The sequence below is a fragment of the Pseudoalteromonas sp. SaAl2 genome (assembly GCF_052947895.1).
This window is the reverse complement of sequence record NZ_CM129605.1, coordinates 2,620,596-2,635,345: the sequence shown is the minus strand read 5'-3', so window position 1 is coordinate 2,635,345 and position 14,750 is coordinate 2,620,596. Positions and strand designations below refer to the sequence as shown.

At 40.1% G+C, this 14,750-nt stretch carries 10 protein-coding genes and 1 pseudogene; 7 read left to right on the top strand and 4 right to left on the bottom strand.

Translation table 11 applies throughout. The features are described 5' to 3' along the window. Window positions 1–57 precede the first annotated feature (57 nt). Window positions 58–2,283 carry a DPP IV N-terminal domain-containing protein gene (locus tag ACU8V8_RS12485; RefSeq protein ID WP_446887718.1) on the bottom strand — a complete coding sequence of 742 codons (2,226 nt, stop codon included), beginning with the start codon at window positions 2,281–2,283 and terminating at the stop codon, window positions 58–60. A 111-nt stretch (window positions 2,284–2,394) separates the two neighbouring features. On the opposite strand from ACU8V8_RS12485, the gene ACU8V8_RS12480 reads away from it, so the two are divergent. Both ACU8V8_RS12480 and ACU8V8_RS12475 read left to right on the top strand, forming a co-directional pair. Then, a complete protein-coding gene (locus ACU8V8_RS12480) occupies window positions 2,395–2,799 on the top strand; it encodes an HIT domain-containing protein (RefSeq protein WP_446887717.1) in 405 nt (134 codons plus the stop codon). A gap of 21 nt (window positions 2,800–2,820) precedes the next feature. Beyond that, window positions 2,821–3,387: a phosphatase domain-containing putative toxin gene (locus ACU8V8_RS12475; protein WP_446887716.1), complete on the top strand. Its 567-nt coding sequence runs from the start codon at window positions 2,821–2,823 to the stop codon at window positions 3,385–3,387. 70 nt (window positions 3,388–3,457) lie between these two features. Here ACU8V8_RS12475 and ACU8V8_RS12470 read toward each other — a convergent pair whose 3' ends face one another. Then, complete coding sequence (locus tag ACU8V8_RS12470; protein WP_446887715.1) at window positions 3,458–5,152, bottom strand: dipeptidyl-peptidase 3 family protein; 1,695 nt, start codon at window positions 5,150–5,152, stop codon at window positions 3,458–3,460. A gap of 290 nt (window positions 5,153–5,442) precedes the next feature. On the opposite strand from ACU8V8_RS12470, the gene ACU8V8_RS12465 reads away from it, so the two are divergent. After that, window positions 5,443–6,282: an HDOD domain-containing protein gene (locus ACU8V8_RS12465; RefSeq protein ID WP_087532394.1), complete on the top strand. Its 840-nt coding sequence runs from the start codon at window positions 5,443–5,445 to the stop codon at window positions 6,280–6,282. A 60-nt stretch (window positions 6,283–6,342) separates the two neighbouring features. Here the strand turns inward: ACU8V8_RS12465 and rdgC are convergent, their stop codons facing one another. Together rdgC and ACU8V8_RS12455 are read right to left on the bottom strand one after the other, a co-directional pair. Then, window positions 6,343–7,254, bottom strand: a complete 912-nt coding sequence (gene rdgC, locus ACU8V8_RS12460; RefSeq protein ID WP_087532393.1) for a recombination-associated protein RdgC — start codon at window positions 7,252–7,254, stop codon at window positions 6,343–6,345. Window positions 7,255–7,397: 143 nt separating this feature from the next. Continuing rightward, window positions 7,398–9,160, bottom strand: a pseudogene (locus ACU8V8_RS12455) (ATP-binding protein). 250 nt (window positions 9,161–9,410) lie between these two features. Between ACU8V8_RS12455 and ACU8V8_RS12450 the strand changes: the two are divergent. The 4 genes from ACU8V8_RS12450 to thrC all read left to right on the top strand — a co-directional run bounded on the left by ACU8V8_RS12450 (window position 9,411) and on the right by thrC (window position 14,661). Beyond that, window positions 9,411–9,776, top strand: a complete 366-nt coding sequence (locus ACU8V8_RS12450; RefSeq protein ID WP_087532391.1) for a response regulator — start codon at window positions 9,411–9,413, stop codon at window positions 9,774–9,776. A 229-nt stretch (window positions 9,777–10,005) separates the two neighbouring features. Continuing rightward, window positions 10,006–12,423, top strand: coding sequence for a bifunctional aspartate kinase/homoserine dehydrogenase I (gene thrA, locus ACU8V8_RS12445; protein WP_446887714.1), 2,418 nt, complete (start codon window positions 10,006–10,008; stop codon window positions 12,421–12,423). A 9-nt stretch (window positions 12,424–12,432) separates the two neighbouring features. Then, entirely contained in the window at window positions 12,433–13,359 is a 927-nt protein-coding gene (thrB, locus tag ACU8V8_RS12440) for a homoserine kinase (protein ID WP_446887713.1), read from the top strand. Window positions 13,360–13,377: 18 nt separating this feature from the next. After that, window positions 13,378–14,661: a threonine synthase gene (thrC, locus tag ACU8V8_RS12435; protein ID WP_446887712.1), complete on the top strand. Its 1,284-nt coding sequence runs from the start codon at window positions 13,378–13,380 to the stop codon at window positions 14,659–14,661. Window positions 14,662–14,750 lie beyond the last annotated feature (89 nt).

Genomic DNA, 14,750 nt, shown 5'->3' with positions numbered 1-14,750 from the left:
AAAAAAGGCTGATTATTTAATCAGCCTTTAATTTAAAAGTTATTTTAATTCAGTGATTTATTTAACATCAAAATGACGGTTAAAGAAGTTAGTTATGGTTTGATGTAAATGAGTCTGTACTTGTTTACCACGTAAACTGTGCTTAGAGCCTGGGTAAGTCATCATTTCGAACTGTTTTTCATTATCTTGCAGCTGCTTAAATAACTTTGTCGCATGAGTAAATAATACGTTGTCATCAGCCATACCATGATAAATCATTAATGGGCCTTTTAAACCGTCGGCATAAGGGAATACTGCACTGTCGGTATAACCTTTAGCGTTAGTATCTGGGTGTGATAAATAGCGTTCAGTATAGTGGGTGTCATATAATGCCCAATCAGTGACAGGTGCACCTGATACACCCGCTTGAAAGTAATCACCGGCTTTAAACATGGTCATTAGTGCCATGTAGCCACCGTAACTGTGACCGTAAATGCCAATACGTTGTGGATCAACATAATCAAGCGTACGTAAAAACTCTACGCCTTTGATTTGGTCAGCCACTTCTACTACACCTAGGTTTTTGTAAATGGCATCTTCAAACTTTTTACCTCGGTTGTAAGAACCGCGGTTATCAAGTTGAAATACCACATAACCTTGTTGTGCCATGTATTGAAAATATAAGTTTTTACTACGCCAGCTGTTAGTAACACGTTGTGCGTGGGGGCCACCGTATACGTTAACAAGAACAGGGTGTTTTTTACCATTATTCACTGTGGCAGGCTTGAATAAACGGTAATGCATTATTTGACCATCATCGGCCGTTAATGTGCCGTACTCAGGTTCAGGAAGATCAGCTAAAAAAGGTGTTAGGGGGTGGTTGTTATCAAGCTTATTTTGCTCAAGCCATGTAATAAACTCACCATTTACTTTACGTAATGCAGCTGAGTTTGGCTGATTAACTGACGAGCTGTTATCAATAAAGGTTTTGCTGTCTTTAGCCATCACCACGTTATGATAAGCACCTTGCTCGGTGATACGTTTTATATCACCTTTTTTGAATAGTGGTGTGCTGTATAAGTGGCTTTCAAGTGGCGTATCTTTACGCCCAGCAAAGTATACAATGCCTTTTTTCTCATCAATACCTTTTAGGCTATCAACAACCCAGTCACCATCTGTTATCTGACGAATTAATTTACCGTTAGTGCGGTATAAGTAAAGGTGTTTGAAACCATTTCGCTCTGACGCCCAAACAAAGTGTTTTTTGTCTTTTAAGAACTGTAAGTCAAAATGTAGGTTAATCCAGCTCTCGCTCGTTTCAGTTAGCGCGATTTTTTGTTCTTTACTTTGGCTGTTATAAAAGCGTAGCTCTAATTTTTGCTGTGAGCGGTTTTGCCATTGATAAGATAAAGTTTTATCATCTTCTAACCATTTAGCTCGGGCAATATAGATGTCTTCATCTTTGCCTAAATCAACCCAATCAGTTTGCTGGTTATCGATTTTTACCACACCGAGTTGAATTTTAACATTATTGGTGCCAGTAAACGGGTAGCGTTGGTTAAATAGCTTTACTTCGTCGGCGTAAATCTCGTTTCGAATAGCTTCTTTTACAGGGCTTTCGTCAATACGGGTGAAGGCAATTTTAGACTCATCGCCTGCCCACCAGTAGCCGGTCATACGGCCCATTTCTTCTTGCGCGACAAATTCAGCCATGCCGTTTTTAATTACGCCACCGCCATCTTTACTCAGTTGAATTTCTTTACCTGACTTAAGGTTAAGCGCATATAAGTTTTGTTCACGAATAAATGAGACAAAATTACCTTTTGGCGAAAAGCGGGCATCGGTTTCAAATGCGTCGGTATTGGTTAATTTACGGCTTTTTGCTGACGCTAAATCGTAATAATACAGGTCACCATTGAGCGGAAAAAGTAAGGCTTTGCCATCTTTTGACCACTTGTATTCTAAAATGCCTTTACCGAAAATACGTTGGCGTTCACGGCGCGCTTTTTCTTCGTCTGAGAGGTTTTCAGGGCCAGAAAATAACTGTGCAGAATCCACTAAGATACGGTTTTTATTATCTTTTAAATTGTATTCCCATAAATCGTAACGGTTATAATCATCGCTTTTACCTTGCAGGTAAGTAACACGGCTACCATCGGGTGAAAACTTAAGTTGTACAGGCGCTTTACCAGCTAAGCTAGGATCGTCAAATATACGTTCTAGTGATAGCTGCTTTGCTTGTACTGTAATAGCGCTAGCCGCTAAGGGTAGGGCCCATGAAAGGTGTTTGATTTTTTTTAACACGTATTTACCTTCGCTCGAATAAAAACTGCCATGATGGTAAAGCCAAGCGTGGGCAACTGCAACTAAATGCTTTAAAGTTGAGGTATAGCAGTTAAATAGAAGAGGATTAAAATGACAGCTGAATTTGTATTAGCCCCAGAGCTTACCCAAGACTGTATAGAGATTACTGATTGGCCACTGTGTAAAGTGCTGCTAATGAATGACAGCCAATATCCGTGGTTTATTTTAGTTCCTCGCCAAGCGGGCTTAAAAGAAAGTATTGATTTAAATGAAGCTGATCAACTTATTTTAATGCAAGAGTCGGCTAAGTTGAGCCGTTTGATACAAGATATTTTCTCCCCAGACAAGCTCAATGTTGCAGCGTTGGGGAATATGGTGCCACAGCTACATATTCATCATATTGCCCGGTATAAAACGGATGCTGCGTGGCCTGCACCTGTATGGGGTAAAAATCCAGCCAAGCCATACTCAAGCGAGCAGTTAGCGCAATTGAAGGCTGTTTTTAATCATTCTTAACGACGTACCTTTGAGAGTTATATGAAACGTATAAAGCAATTTTGCACAAGTTTACTTTTATTATCCTTATCTAATGCCGCTTATGCTGTAGCTAAAGAGCAGGCAAGTGTTGGCTCGTCAGTGCCAGCTAATTTTCAAGCAATTGACAATATTGGTGTCGCTAATTTAACACCCCATGCAGGGCACGTATATTCAGCAGCGCAGCCAAGCATTGAACAGTTTAAGGCATTAGCGCATGAAGGCATTAAGCATGTAATTAACCTGCGTGGGCAAAGTGAACAAGATTGGGATGAAAAAGCACTGGTTAACAGCTTAAATATGAATTATGTCGCGCTACCTATTACAGGTGTCAAAGACATCAATGTGGAGAATGCGCGGTTATTAACGCAGTTTTTGGCGCAGAAAAAAGGGGAGGCTGTGTTAGTTCATTGTGCTAGTAGTAATCGAGTCGGTGCGTTAATGGCTATTGCAGCTTATGAAAGCGGCCAAGATGTAGAGGCTTCCATTCGTGAAGGTAAAAGCTGGGGATTAAAAAGCCTTGAGCCAGTAGTACGTAATGTTATTAGTAAATCAACATTAAAAAAATGAGCGGAGTTGAATTCGCTCATTCTTTATGTATAAAAGAGTTACAGCGCAGGCTGTAACTCTTTTAAATTTATTAAAGCCCTAAAACATTTTTACCTTGCTTAAAGGTAACATCGACTGGAATATTTGCTTGGCTTAGTTTTTCTAAGTCTTTAGCAAGCTCGGCTTTAATATCACCATGAGTAGCAATTAGTTGATCTACTTTTTGGTAATCACCATCCCCTTGTAAGGTCAAAATAAGGTTAGATAGCTTAGCCATTGCCTGACCCATTTTTTCCATGTTTACACGGTAAAGGCCTTGCTCATTTTTTGAGAATGCGCCTTCTTGGGCAAAAAAGTTAAAACGGATCATATTTGCTTTACCATGGGCACTTGATGCGCCAAAGCGAACCGAACGGAAGATTCCGGCCATAAACGTGGTGTAGTAATCTTCAAGTGTGCCTTGTGTAATTTCACCTTTTTTAAGCAATTGCTCAACCATATATAAGCCAAGAATATCGGCTTTACCTTCTTCAAGTGCGCTTGCATGTTCTTGTAAAGACTGGCGAACAGTTCCTTTGTCAGTGATGGTGTTTTTGATGCCTAAACCGTGAGCCACTTCGTGGAACATGGTATTAGCAAAAAAAGCATCGAAAGTGATATGTTTACGTTGCTCAGGCACAATAAGTTGCTCAGCGATTGGTACTAGAATTTTATCAAATTTAGCACGCATGGCATTTTTAAGTTGTAAACGGCGAGTGCCTTTTTCAAGCTGGACTTGTTCGTCATTCGGTAGGTTAATAGCAATGGTTTTGCTGCCTGCGTTAGAGTGGCCTGCGTAGTAAACCACGTCATAGGCGTTTAAGTCGGCGTCAGAGCCAGGTACTTCTTGTTTGTATTTTGCATCAACAGGTAGGCCTTTTTGTAATTCAGGTAAAAAGGCAGCAAATTTAGCTAAGCGCTCACTCCAGGCTAAGTCTTTAACAAGTACATAAGATTCAAATGCCGCACGTGAGCCAAATAATTGATCTTCATATGTCTCTATAGGGCCAATAACCACATCAATCGGGTTATTTTTCATATCCATCCAAGCGAAGTCTGACGCTTGATATTCATCACTTAGTAGTGCATCAGCGCGCATAGATAAGTAATTAGCAAACTCTTTATCGTCGGCTAGTTTACTCGCTTCACGTAGTAGGTTTGCTGCTTTTTCTAGTGCTTGTGCGTATTCTACAGAATATGAAACAGTATAAAGTTTGCCGTTTTCATCACGTTTAACAACAGAATAAAGGCCATTTTTGTCTTCAACATCTGAGCTGTTTAATTCTTCTTTTGTAATATCAGCAGGGTAGAACTGCGCGCCAGGCGCTTTTTCATCATACCCAGATAAAAAAGCTTGGTCGCCATTTAAACGATCCCAAGGTCCATAGTTAATGTCTGCAAACTTTTGCACTTGTGGGTCATTAATTTTTGCTAAAAAGCTGGCTTTGTCTTCACCAAATGCTTGACGCCAAAAAAGCTCATCCATAATTTTTGATGCATCGATTAGCTTTGCAATCATGGCTTTTTGATTTTCGCTTAAGTGAGAAAGATCAGTCGTTAAACTAAAATCAGTGTAAATAGCTAAGCGATCGGTATTGGCATTAATTAGCTGAGGAGAATCGGTTGTGGCAGGAGCTTTTTCTGCAACTGCGGCATCTGTTTTAGGTGTAACGGCTTGTTCTGAACATGCACTAAGAAAAGCTGCACCGCAAAAAACCAGTGCTTGGCTAATTTTGTTAAGAGTCATTTTGTTGCCTGTTTAAAGTGAAGTTATAAATCAGCAGCTAAATAAATAGGCTGCTTGCTCGCTTGTGTTATGCATTAAAGCAAAACTTTCGCGCAAATAGCAAGTTTGCTGCGCTTTAACTAATAAAGATTGGGTAGTATTGTATGATGAAAAAATAAAACACAGATAATTTGTGTAATTTTCTTAACTTTAGCGGTAAGTTAGACAATACTAACAATTAAACTTATAAAAACATCAGTGCTTAGCAAGCATCATGTTGCTGCAGGCTAATTCAAAAGGATGGCACATTTATGTCAACAGAAAACGCGCTATTAACCATTTTGGTTGACCGTATAAATAACGACACTTTAGTGTTACCAACGCTGCCAGAAGTTGCAGTTCGTGTTCGTCAAGCCGCAGACGACCCTGACGTTAATTTAGCGCAAATGGCTGATGTGATCTCTCATGATCCAGCATTAGCAGCGCGCATGATAAAAGTTGCCAATAGTGCGTTTATGGGACGCTCAGTAAAGGTAACAAATTTGAATCAAGCGGTGACACGAATCGGCCTAAGACAAATTAAAAATATTGCCACAGCGATGGCGATGGAACAGCTGTTTGTGTCAAACAACGAACTTATTAAAGGCTATATGGATAAAGCCTGGCAGAAAACACTTAAAGTGGCGTGCCATTCAATTTCATTGATGGAGTTCTTTTTAAAAGAGAACAAGCAGACATCGCTGAATCGCGATACCATTACCCTGGCATCATTAGTTTATAATATTGGTGTGTTACCTATTTTAACTGAGGCTGAGCGCCACCCTGAAGTGTTTGCAAACCCGAGTTTTTTAGCTCATGCGATTCAAAAGCTCAGTGGCAAAGTCGGTGGAGCGATTATGCGTGCATGGGATTTCACTGACGAATTTGTCGAAGTGGCTGAAAGTTGGGCTAACCCTAACTATCGCCCTGAGCATATCTGTTATGTTGATTTCATTCGTATCGGGGCAATTATGGAAGGAATTTTACAAGTGTCAGATAAATCTGCGGCATTACAGATGTATATCGATAAAGGTGTGATTCCATCATTAGAGATATTTGCAACAGATGAATACAACGACATGTTAGATGATGTGAAATCGGTTTTTAGTTAAAGCTTGATCGCAGGTTGAGTAAAAAGCGCCAAAACGTGGCGCTTTTTTGCTTTTTAACGGTTAAGCTAAATCGTCTGCATCACCTAAGCCAGATGTTAGCTCTTCTAACATTTGCTTAATCTCTTCTGAAGCGAGAATAAAGTCAGCGTCGAGCTTAATTATCATGTCTTCTTTTGGAATATCTGCATTTTCCTCTTTAAGCGTATCTGAATAACTTAAGCGCTTTATTGAGCCGTCATTTTGTAGCATAAATTTAAGACGTTCTTGCCAATCTAAAGCAAGTTTAGTGACTCGCTTGCCACTTTCAAGGTGTGATTTAACTTCATCACAAGCTAAATCATGGCCTTTAAGCTTAACTTGAGCACCGCTGTCATCAGCTTCTTCAAGTTCTGCATCTGAGCCAATTGCAAATCCTTCTGGGGTGCTAAAGTTAGTGAGCCAGTCAGTTAAAAACACGTCTAAATCATAGTTGGCAAACGCAGGAACAACCGGCAAAGTACCCAGTGATTTACGTAATAGTGCTAATAGTTCTTCAGCTTTATTGAAACTGCCACTGTTAACAACAACCCAGCCATTTTCTTGGTCGATAAATGCAAATTGTAAGCTCGACTTTTTAAAAGCTTGTGGTAACAAGGTGTGAAGAATGTTCTCTTTTAGCTCGTCTTTTTCTTTTTTCTTAACAGGGCGATTTTCTTCTGCTTCTATTTGCTCTATTTTCTCTGCAACCATTTCGTTTACAACAGCCGCAGGAAGTACTTTTTCTTCGCGCTTTGCACACACTAAAATGCTTTTTTGTGAAAAGTGAGATAATGACTCGCCATGTTTACCAAAAGCTTTGGTCCAGCCAAAGGTGCTTAAGTCTTGGCTACCACAAGGACGAAATACATCTTGTTCTAGCGCGTTATCGAAGTCTTCTTGGGTGTATGAAACATCTTGCTTAAAGCGATAACAAATTAGGTTACTAAACCACATAGGGGAATTGATCCATTTGGTAAATTTGCTCAATCATAGCAATAAAAACCGCATGCTGAAATGGCTGATTTTGTTAACGCGAGAGCCAACCTTTAGTGAATGCTTAGTAATTGAACTAAGCATTCATCTAAGTTAAAACGGTATTAGTTATTAAAGATAGAAAGCGGCTTTGGCATGTCTTTAGGAAAGCTAATATGGTAGTGCAAACCATTGCCTGGCGAGCTTGACGCTTCAATCTCACCGCTTAAGGTTTGTTTTACTAAGTTAAAGGTGATGTGAGTGCCTAAACCACTGCCACCTTGATCGCGTTTAGTAGTAAAAAATGGGTCAAATAACTTTTCGAGTTGTTGCTCGCTAACGCCATTCCCATTATCTTTGAAATCTATAATGACTTGGCTGTCGTCATCTTTAATCAGAATATCAATAACTCCGTTATTTACACCGTCAAAGCCGTGAATGAGTGAATTCATAATCAAATTAGTAAATATTTGGCTGATCGCACCAGCCGGTAGATTTAATGTGAGATCTTCAGGGCAATCTAAATTAATATGATGGCTGGTATTTTTAATTTTTGGATGTAATGAACGAATAACTTCGCCAAGATACTCTTTAAAGTTAATGGTTCTTACAGCTTCGCTGGCTTGGTCCACCGCAATTTGCTTAAAGCTAGCAACCAGCTCTGACGCTCTATCTAAATTACTGGTCAGTAAGCTGGTGCTTTGTTTTGCATCATTGATAAATTCTTCCAATGCTTTGGGTGATAACGTTTTCTCTTTATAGGCCGTTTCAATTTGCATTAAGCGCTCTTGTAAAAATGAGGTAGCTGTTACACCTATGCCTACAGGAGTATTAATATCGTGGGTAATACCCGCAACCAGACCGCCTAAAGCGGCCATTTTCTCAGAGCCGACTAGGCGCTCTTGTGCTAGATTTAGCTCATCTACGTAACGTTGCATTTCTTTTTGTTTGGTAAGCAGCTCTTGCTCGGTATGACGGCGTAAGTCTACTTCTTCAGTCAGTGTAAGTTTTTGTTTTTCAAGCTCATACTTTTGCTGTTGTAAGTCCATCATAGCTTGGCTAAGGTTTGAGGTTTTACGTGCCACCTCTTGTTCTAATTGCAGGTTGTGTTGATCGAGTTTCTCATTGGAGATGATTAACTCTTTCTGCGTATGCTCAAGCTCTTGTCGATATTGCACAACTTTATCAATTAACTTATTAAAAGACTGCTCCATTACTTTTAATTCGTTATGTTCAGTCGTTTCTATATTTATATGTTGGCCTTCTAGATCGTTAAGTTCTAAGTCTTCAATTTGCTCTGTCAGCTGCTCTAGGGGGTCAGTTAATAACTTTCTAAATGCAATTAAAAACAAAATTATTAAAAAGGTAGTTTTGATCATCGCATTACCAATTAAAAAGTAAATTGAGATCATAATGCGGCTAAAAATCACTTCTCGGCTAGAAAAAAGAGTTACGTCACCGACTTGGGTTGCGCGCCCAGAAAACTCAAAAATGAGTGGGAAAGTATAACCAAATAGACCTGATGGTGTGTCTTCAATAATGGCTTCTTCTTGCACCAGCTGTTGGCTGTATAGTTCGCGAATATCTAAAGAACGACCCAGTTGAGAGATTATTTCTCCGCTATCATCACGTACTATAATGCCTTCAATCATCGGAATAGCAAGTAAGCCTTCGGCTGTGGTGATTGTCTGCTTAGTGTTTAATTCCCATATGGCACGGGTTAAGCTTCGACTAAAGGTTTTTTGTAGTGTTGTAAGCTCGTCACGAATATAATCTTTTGTGTTTACGTATTCTGCAATAACTTGGCCACAAGTGACTACAAATGTAAGTAAAAGTAGACTGATAATACGCTGGTCAATAGCTTTTTAGAGAGGCTTTTTTGTAGCATGGATTGTCCATAGCTCCTTGGTGGCAATTACATTAAGTTATGCTTGCTACTAAAGTTAGCTAATAAACGTCTAAAAATAAATAAAAGAATCATTTTTCGTTAACAAACATAGTAAATATTCTTTTTTAGCAAAAACTTAAGCTTATCTAGCTTGATTATTTGTGTTATAAAATCACAGTCGTTTAGTAAATAAAAATGAGTAGAAAACTCGCTCATTAACTTTTTTATTCTTAATCAAGTTGTTAATGGTATGAATTTTTCAATATTAGTATGTGATGACTCAACTGTAGCACGTAAGCAAGTTGTTCGCTGTTTAAATGAATGTATTGAAGCAGATATTATGCAAGCAAAGAACGGCAAAGAAGCTTTAATGTTGCTACAAGAGCATTGTTTTGACTTGGTTTGTCTTGATTTAACTATGCCTGAGGTCGATGGTGTACAGGTGTTAGAAGCAATCAAGATGCAAAAAATAGAGTGCTTTGTATTAGTAATTTCTGCTGATATTCAAACACAAATGAAGCAGCGTGTGGCAAAGTTAGGGGCAATTGACTTCATTAACAAGCCAATAGATAAGTCGAAATTAAACGAAATTCTGCATAAATTTGGCATTCATTAGATTGCTATATAACCAGTTAGCATAATTTATCTTTTAATTTAGGGTTGACATAACAGCCTCTTTTCAGGCAGTCTAAAGGCTATGAAAACAAATAATCAAGTACTGACCATTATTATTACAACCACCATTCTTACTGGATAGTGGCATAGGTCGGTGCAACAAATTTAAAGGCCTGTGTTCACTAAGAACACAGGCCTTTTTTCGTTTTATGGGATGAGGAAACATAAAAATGCGAGTATTAAAATTTGGTGGGTCATCACTTGCCGACTTTGCGTGTTTACAACAGGTAGCTCAGTTAGTTAAAGCACAACTAAAAGATGAAATGTTATTGGTATTGTCAGCGCCAGGCGGTATGACGGACTCTCTTGTTGCGCTGGCGAGCACCGCAGAACAAGGGCTTGATTACAGCGACCAATGGCAAGCTTTAACACAGCGTTGTGAAAGTTTAAAAAGCGCGGTAGAAGCCGATTTTGGCCAAGTCGAAAACTGGCCTGATTTAAGCGAATTAGCGAACAAGCTTGCTGGTGTAAAACTTATAAAATGCTGCCCTGATCAAGTGCGTGCTTATGTTATTAGTTTTGGTGAGCGTGTCAGCGTGTCATTAATGCAGTGTTTGCTAAGTTCACATAATGCACGTTACTTAGAAGCGACGGCATGTATTGCATCTACGGGTGGTCATATTGATGCTGAAGCTGATTTAGCTACTAGCAAAGTACGTTTTCAAGCTGCATTAAAAGAAAGCCCTGCGAGTATTTACATCATGCCAGGTTTTACGGCAAGTAATGATCAAGGTGAGCTTACAACACTTGGCCGTAATGGCTCAGATTATTCAGCAGCGATAGCAGCAGCATGCCTTGAAGCCGATGTGTGCCAAATCTGGACCGATGTTGATGGCGTTTATAATGCTGATCCTCGCTATATTAAAAAAGCCACTAAAGTTGATTATCTTTCTTATAAAGAAGCGATGGAGCTGTCTTATTTTGGTGCTAAAGTACTTCATCCGAAAACAATTTTACCGTGCGCTAAAGCGGGCGTGCCATGTGAAATTAAAAATACTCATAATCCAGATGCACAAGGTTCATTGATTGGTAACGATTATTCGTCAGATGAACCTGTAAAAGCGCTGTCTAGCTTACAAGAACTTGCCATGTTAACGGTTTCGGGCCCAGGCATGAAAGGTAAAGTAGGTATGGCATCAAAGGTATTTAATGCTCTTGCCCATGATAACGTGTCTATTGTATTAATCACGCAATCTTCGTGTGAATTTAGCATCAGTTTCTGCGTCCATGAATCAGATTTAGCCCTTGCACTTGAAGCCTTAAAAACGGCTTTTGAACTAGAGTCGCAAGCGGGCTTAATTGAGCCAGTACAAGTACAGCGTAATTTAGCGATTGTGACACTTGTTGGTGACAACATGCGCGCGCACAAAGGTTTAGCTGCTAAGTTTTTTGCTTCTTTAGCACAAGCACAAGTAAACATTGTTGCCATTGCGCAAGACTCAACGGAAAGTGCTATCTCAGCGGTTATCGACGGTGAATTGTGTAATGATGCCGTAAAAGTGTGCCACGAAAATTTCTTTACTCATATCCCATCAATTGATGTATTTTTACTGGGTTGTGGCTTAGTCGGCCAAGAACTAATTCAACAACTTGAGCGCCAACAAGCATGGCTTGAAAAACGCAACATTAAGCTTAATTTGTATGGCGTTGCTAATTCTCGTCAACTTCATTTAGATAGTGAAGGGGTGCAATTTGCTGATTGGCAGCAAAAGCTCGCGGCATCAGAACAGGCCTTTGATTTAAAGCTGGTTGAGCAATTTGTAAAGCAAAATCATTTAATCAACCCAGTGTTGGTAGACTGTACATCGTCAGATGCATTAGCTGCGCAGTATGTCGACTTTTTAAATGCTGGCTTCCACGTAGTTGCTGCTAATAAAAAAGCAACCACCAGTTCATATACGTATTACCAAGACTTAATCAGCGCAACACAAAAAAATAACCGTAAGTTTTTATATGAAACAAACGTAGGTGCGGGTCTTCCGGTTATTGATAACTTGCAGTCGCTATTTGGTGCGGGTGATGAGCTACTTGAATTTAGCGGTATTTTATCTGGTTCGTTGTCGTATATGTTTGGTGCGTTAGAAGATGGTTTATCACTATCAGCAGCAACAGTAAAAGCTAAAGAAAATGGATTTACTGAGCCAGACCCACGTGATGACTTATCAGGCACTGATGTTGCGCGTAAGCTATTAATCATTGCCCGAGAAGCAGGGTTAAAACTAGAGCTAAGCGATATTGAAGTTGAATCTGTACTACCTGAAGGATTTGCGCAAGGTGATAGTGTTGATGACTTTATGGCTAAACTGCCGAGTTTAGATGCCGCCTTTAATGATCGTATTCAAAGTGCAGCAAGCGAAGGCAAAGTGTTACGTTACGTTGGTACTATTAAACAAGGTCACTGCAAAGTAGGTATTGAGGCTGTTGATTCAAACCACGCACTGAGTGTGATTCGTGACGGTGAAAACGCATTAGCAATTTTGAGTGAATACTATCAACCACGCCCATTTGTAATTCGTGGATATGGGGCGGGCTCTGCCGTAACAGCCGCAGGTGTATTCGCAGATATCTTAAAAACATTATCTCGATAGGAGAGGGTTATGATTGAAGTATACGCGCCAGCTTCTATAGGTAACTTTGCGGTAGGGTTTGATGCCTTAGGTGCTGCGCTTGAGCCGATTGACGGCACTTTATTAGGTGATGTAGTCGCGGTTAGTTCAGCACCGGCTGATGAGTTTATTTGCTCTGGTGACTATGCTCATAAGCTCCCCAGTGATGCCAGTGAAAATTTAGCATATCAATGTTTGGTGCATTTTCGTGAACATGTTGCACCTAATATGCCTACTGTTAAGCTTGAACTTAAAAAGAACTTACCAATAGGCTCTGGGTTAGGATCAAGTGCTTGCTCAGTGGTTGCCACATTTGCAGCGCTTGATAAATTTGCTGATAGCCAGCTTAGTCAAGTTCAGCTAATTGAATTAATGGCTGACTTTGAGGCTATTGTTAGCGGGGGTCGTCACTATGACAACATTACCCCATGTTACTTAGGTGGTTTGCAGCTAACTGGCGATTTGATCCCTGACAAATCATTGGCGTTACCTGTGGACGATAGCTGGTATTACGTGGCGGCTTTTCCAGGTTTTTCACTCAATACGGCTAAGGCACGTTCGGTGTTACCTACGCAGTTAAGCATGCACGCGAGTGTAGAATTTGCCCAGCGCTTATCGGCGTTTAGCACGCTACTACTCACACACCGTTTTGATGATGCTTTATCAATTATGAGTGATGAAATAGCTGAGCCACACCGTGCGCCGCTGATCACTGGGTTTAGCGAAGCGAAAGCTGCGCTACCTGAACTAGGCGCTGAAATTGTGAGTATTTCAGGAGCAGGACCTACGTTATTTACTGTGTGTAAAACGCTTGAAGCGGCAAAGCAGTGCGAGCAATGGTTACAAAGCAATTATATAAATGAACAAGGCTTTTGCCATATCTGCAAGCTGGATAACGTCGGCACGCGTCAGTTATAAGAATTTAAGGAACTAAGAATGCAATTACATAATTTAAAAGATGATTCTCAAAAAGTATCATTTGTTGAAGCGGTTAAAACAGGCCTTGGCCGTAATCAAGGGGTGTTTTTTCCTGAATCACTAGCACCCATGGCAGATATTGATGCCTTACTTGATATGGATTTTGTCAGCCGTAGTTCGGCGATTTTATCGCACCTGATTGGCGATGAACTCCCTGCAGATACCGTTGCGCAAATGGTACAAAATGCCTTTAACTTCCCGGTTAAATTAGTGGAAGTAGAAGAAAATATATATTGCTTAGAGCTGTTTCATGGGCCAACTCTTGCGTTTAAAGACTTTGGTGGGCGTTTTATGGCAGAGTGTTTAGCGCAGTTCAGCCAAGGTGAAAAAACCACTATTTTAACCGCGACCTCAGGTGATACTGGCGCTGCTGTGGCACATGCTTTTTATAATAAGCCCAATATCGACGTCGTCATTTTATACCCTAAAGGCAAAATTTCACTGGCTCAACAAAAGCTATTCACTACCCTTGGCAACAACATTCATTGCTATGCAGTAGAGGGTAGTTTTGATGATTGCCAAAGCATGGTAAAAAATGCCTTTTTAGATGATGAAGTAAAAACCCGTCTAGGTTTGAACTCAGCCAACTCAATTAATATTAGCCGTTTAGTTGCACAAGTATGCTATTACTTTGAGGCCATCGCACAGCTACCAAAAGAAAAACGTGCTACTGCACATATCTCAGTACCAAGTGGTAACTTTGGTAACGTATGTGCTGCGATGATCGGTGCTGTAATTGGCTTACCGGTAGCAAAACTAAGTGCCACAACCAACCAAAATGATACTGTGCCGCGTTTTATTGCCGATAAAAACTGGGCACCTAATGCAACAATCGAGTCACTGTCAAACGCAATGGACGTAAGTAAGCCTAATAACTGGCCTCGCGTGCAAACCATGCTTGATAACAACTGGTTCAGCTATGATAATTTTTATTCAACCAGTGTTGATGAAAACGACACCCAAGCAGTAATGAAAGTAATTCAAAAAACAGGCTATGTTGCTGAGCCACATACAGCTATTGCCTATCAAGGTTTAAAAGCAGATTTAACCCCTGGCAGTGCCGGAATCTTTTTAGCAACCGCACACCCTGCTAAATTTAAAGAAAGTGTTGAAGATATTTTAGCTATTGAACTTGATATGCCAAAACCGCTTGCAGACGCACTTGCTAAGCCATGTTTAGCACAAGATATTGATAACGACTATGATGCACTTAGAGAGATCATCTTAGCTAAGCTAGGTTAATTAAACTTTTTTAAGCTACAGAAAAAACGGCATCGACTGCAAAGTGATGCCGTTTTTTGTGGGCTCAAAATTAACCGCTCGCGTGAGCC

Coding starts and splice junctions, on each gene's coding strand:
- ACU8V8_RS12480 (WP_446887717.1), top strand. CDS start 2,395: ATGACAGCTGAATTTGTATTAGCCCCAGAGCTTACCCAAGACTGTATA.
- ACU8V8_RS12475 (WP_446887716.1), top strand. CDS start 2,821: ATGAAACGTATAAAGCAATTTTGCACAAGTTTACTTTTATTATCCTTA.
- ACU8V8_RS12470 (WP_446887715.1), bottom strand. CDS start 5,152: ATGACTCTTAACAAAATTAGCCAAGCACTGGTTTTTTGCGGTGCAGCT.
- ACU8V8_RS12465 (WP_087532394.1), top strand. CDS start 5,443: ATGTCAACAGAAAACGCGCTATTAACCATTTTGGTTGACCGTATAAAT.
- rdgC (WP_087532393.1), bottom strand. CDS start 7,254: ATGTGGTTTAGTAACCTAATTTGTTATCGCTTTAAGCAAGATGTTTCA.
- ACU8V8_RS12450 (WP_087532391.1), top strand. CDS start 9,411: ATGAATTTTTCAATATTAGTATGTGATGACTCAACTGTAGCACGTAAG.
- thrA (WP_446887714.1), top strand. CDS start 10,006: ATGCGAGTATTAAAATTTGGTGGGTCATCACTTGCCGACTTTGCGTGT.
- thrB (WP_446887713.1), top strand. CDS start 12,433: ATGATTGAAGTATACGCGCCAGCTTCTATAGGTAACTTTGCGGTAGGG.
- thrC (WP_446887712.1), top strand. CDS start 13,378: ATGCAATTACATAATTTAAAAGATGATTCTCAAAAAGTATCATTTGTT.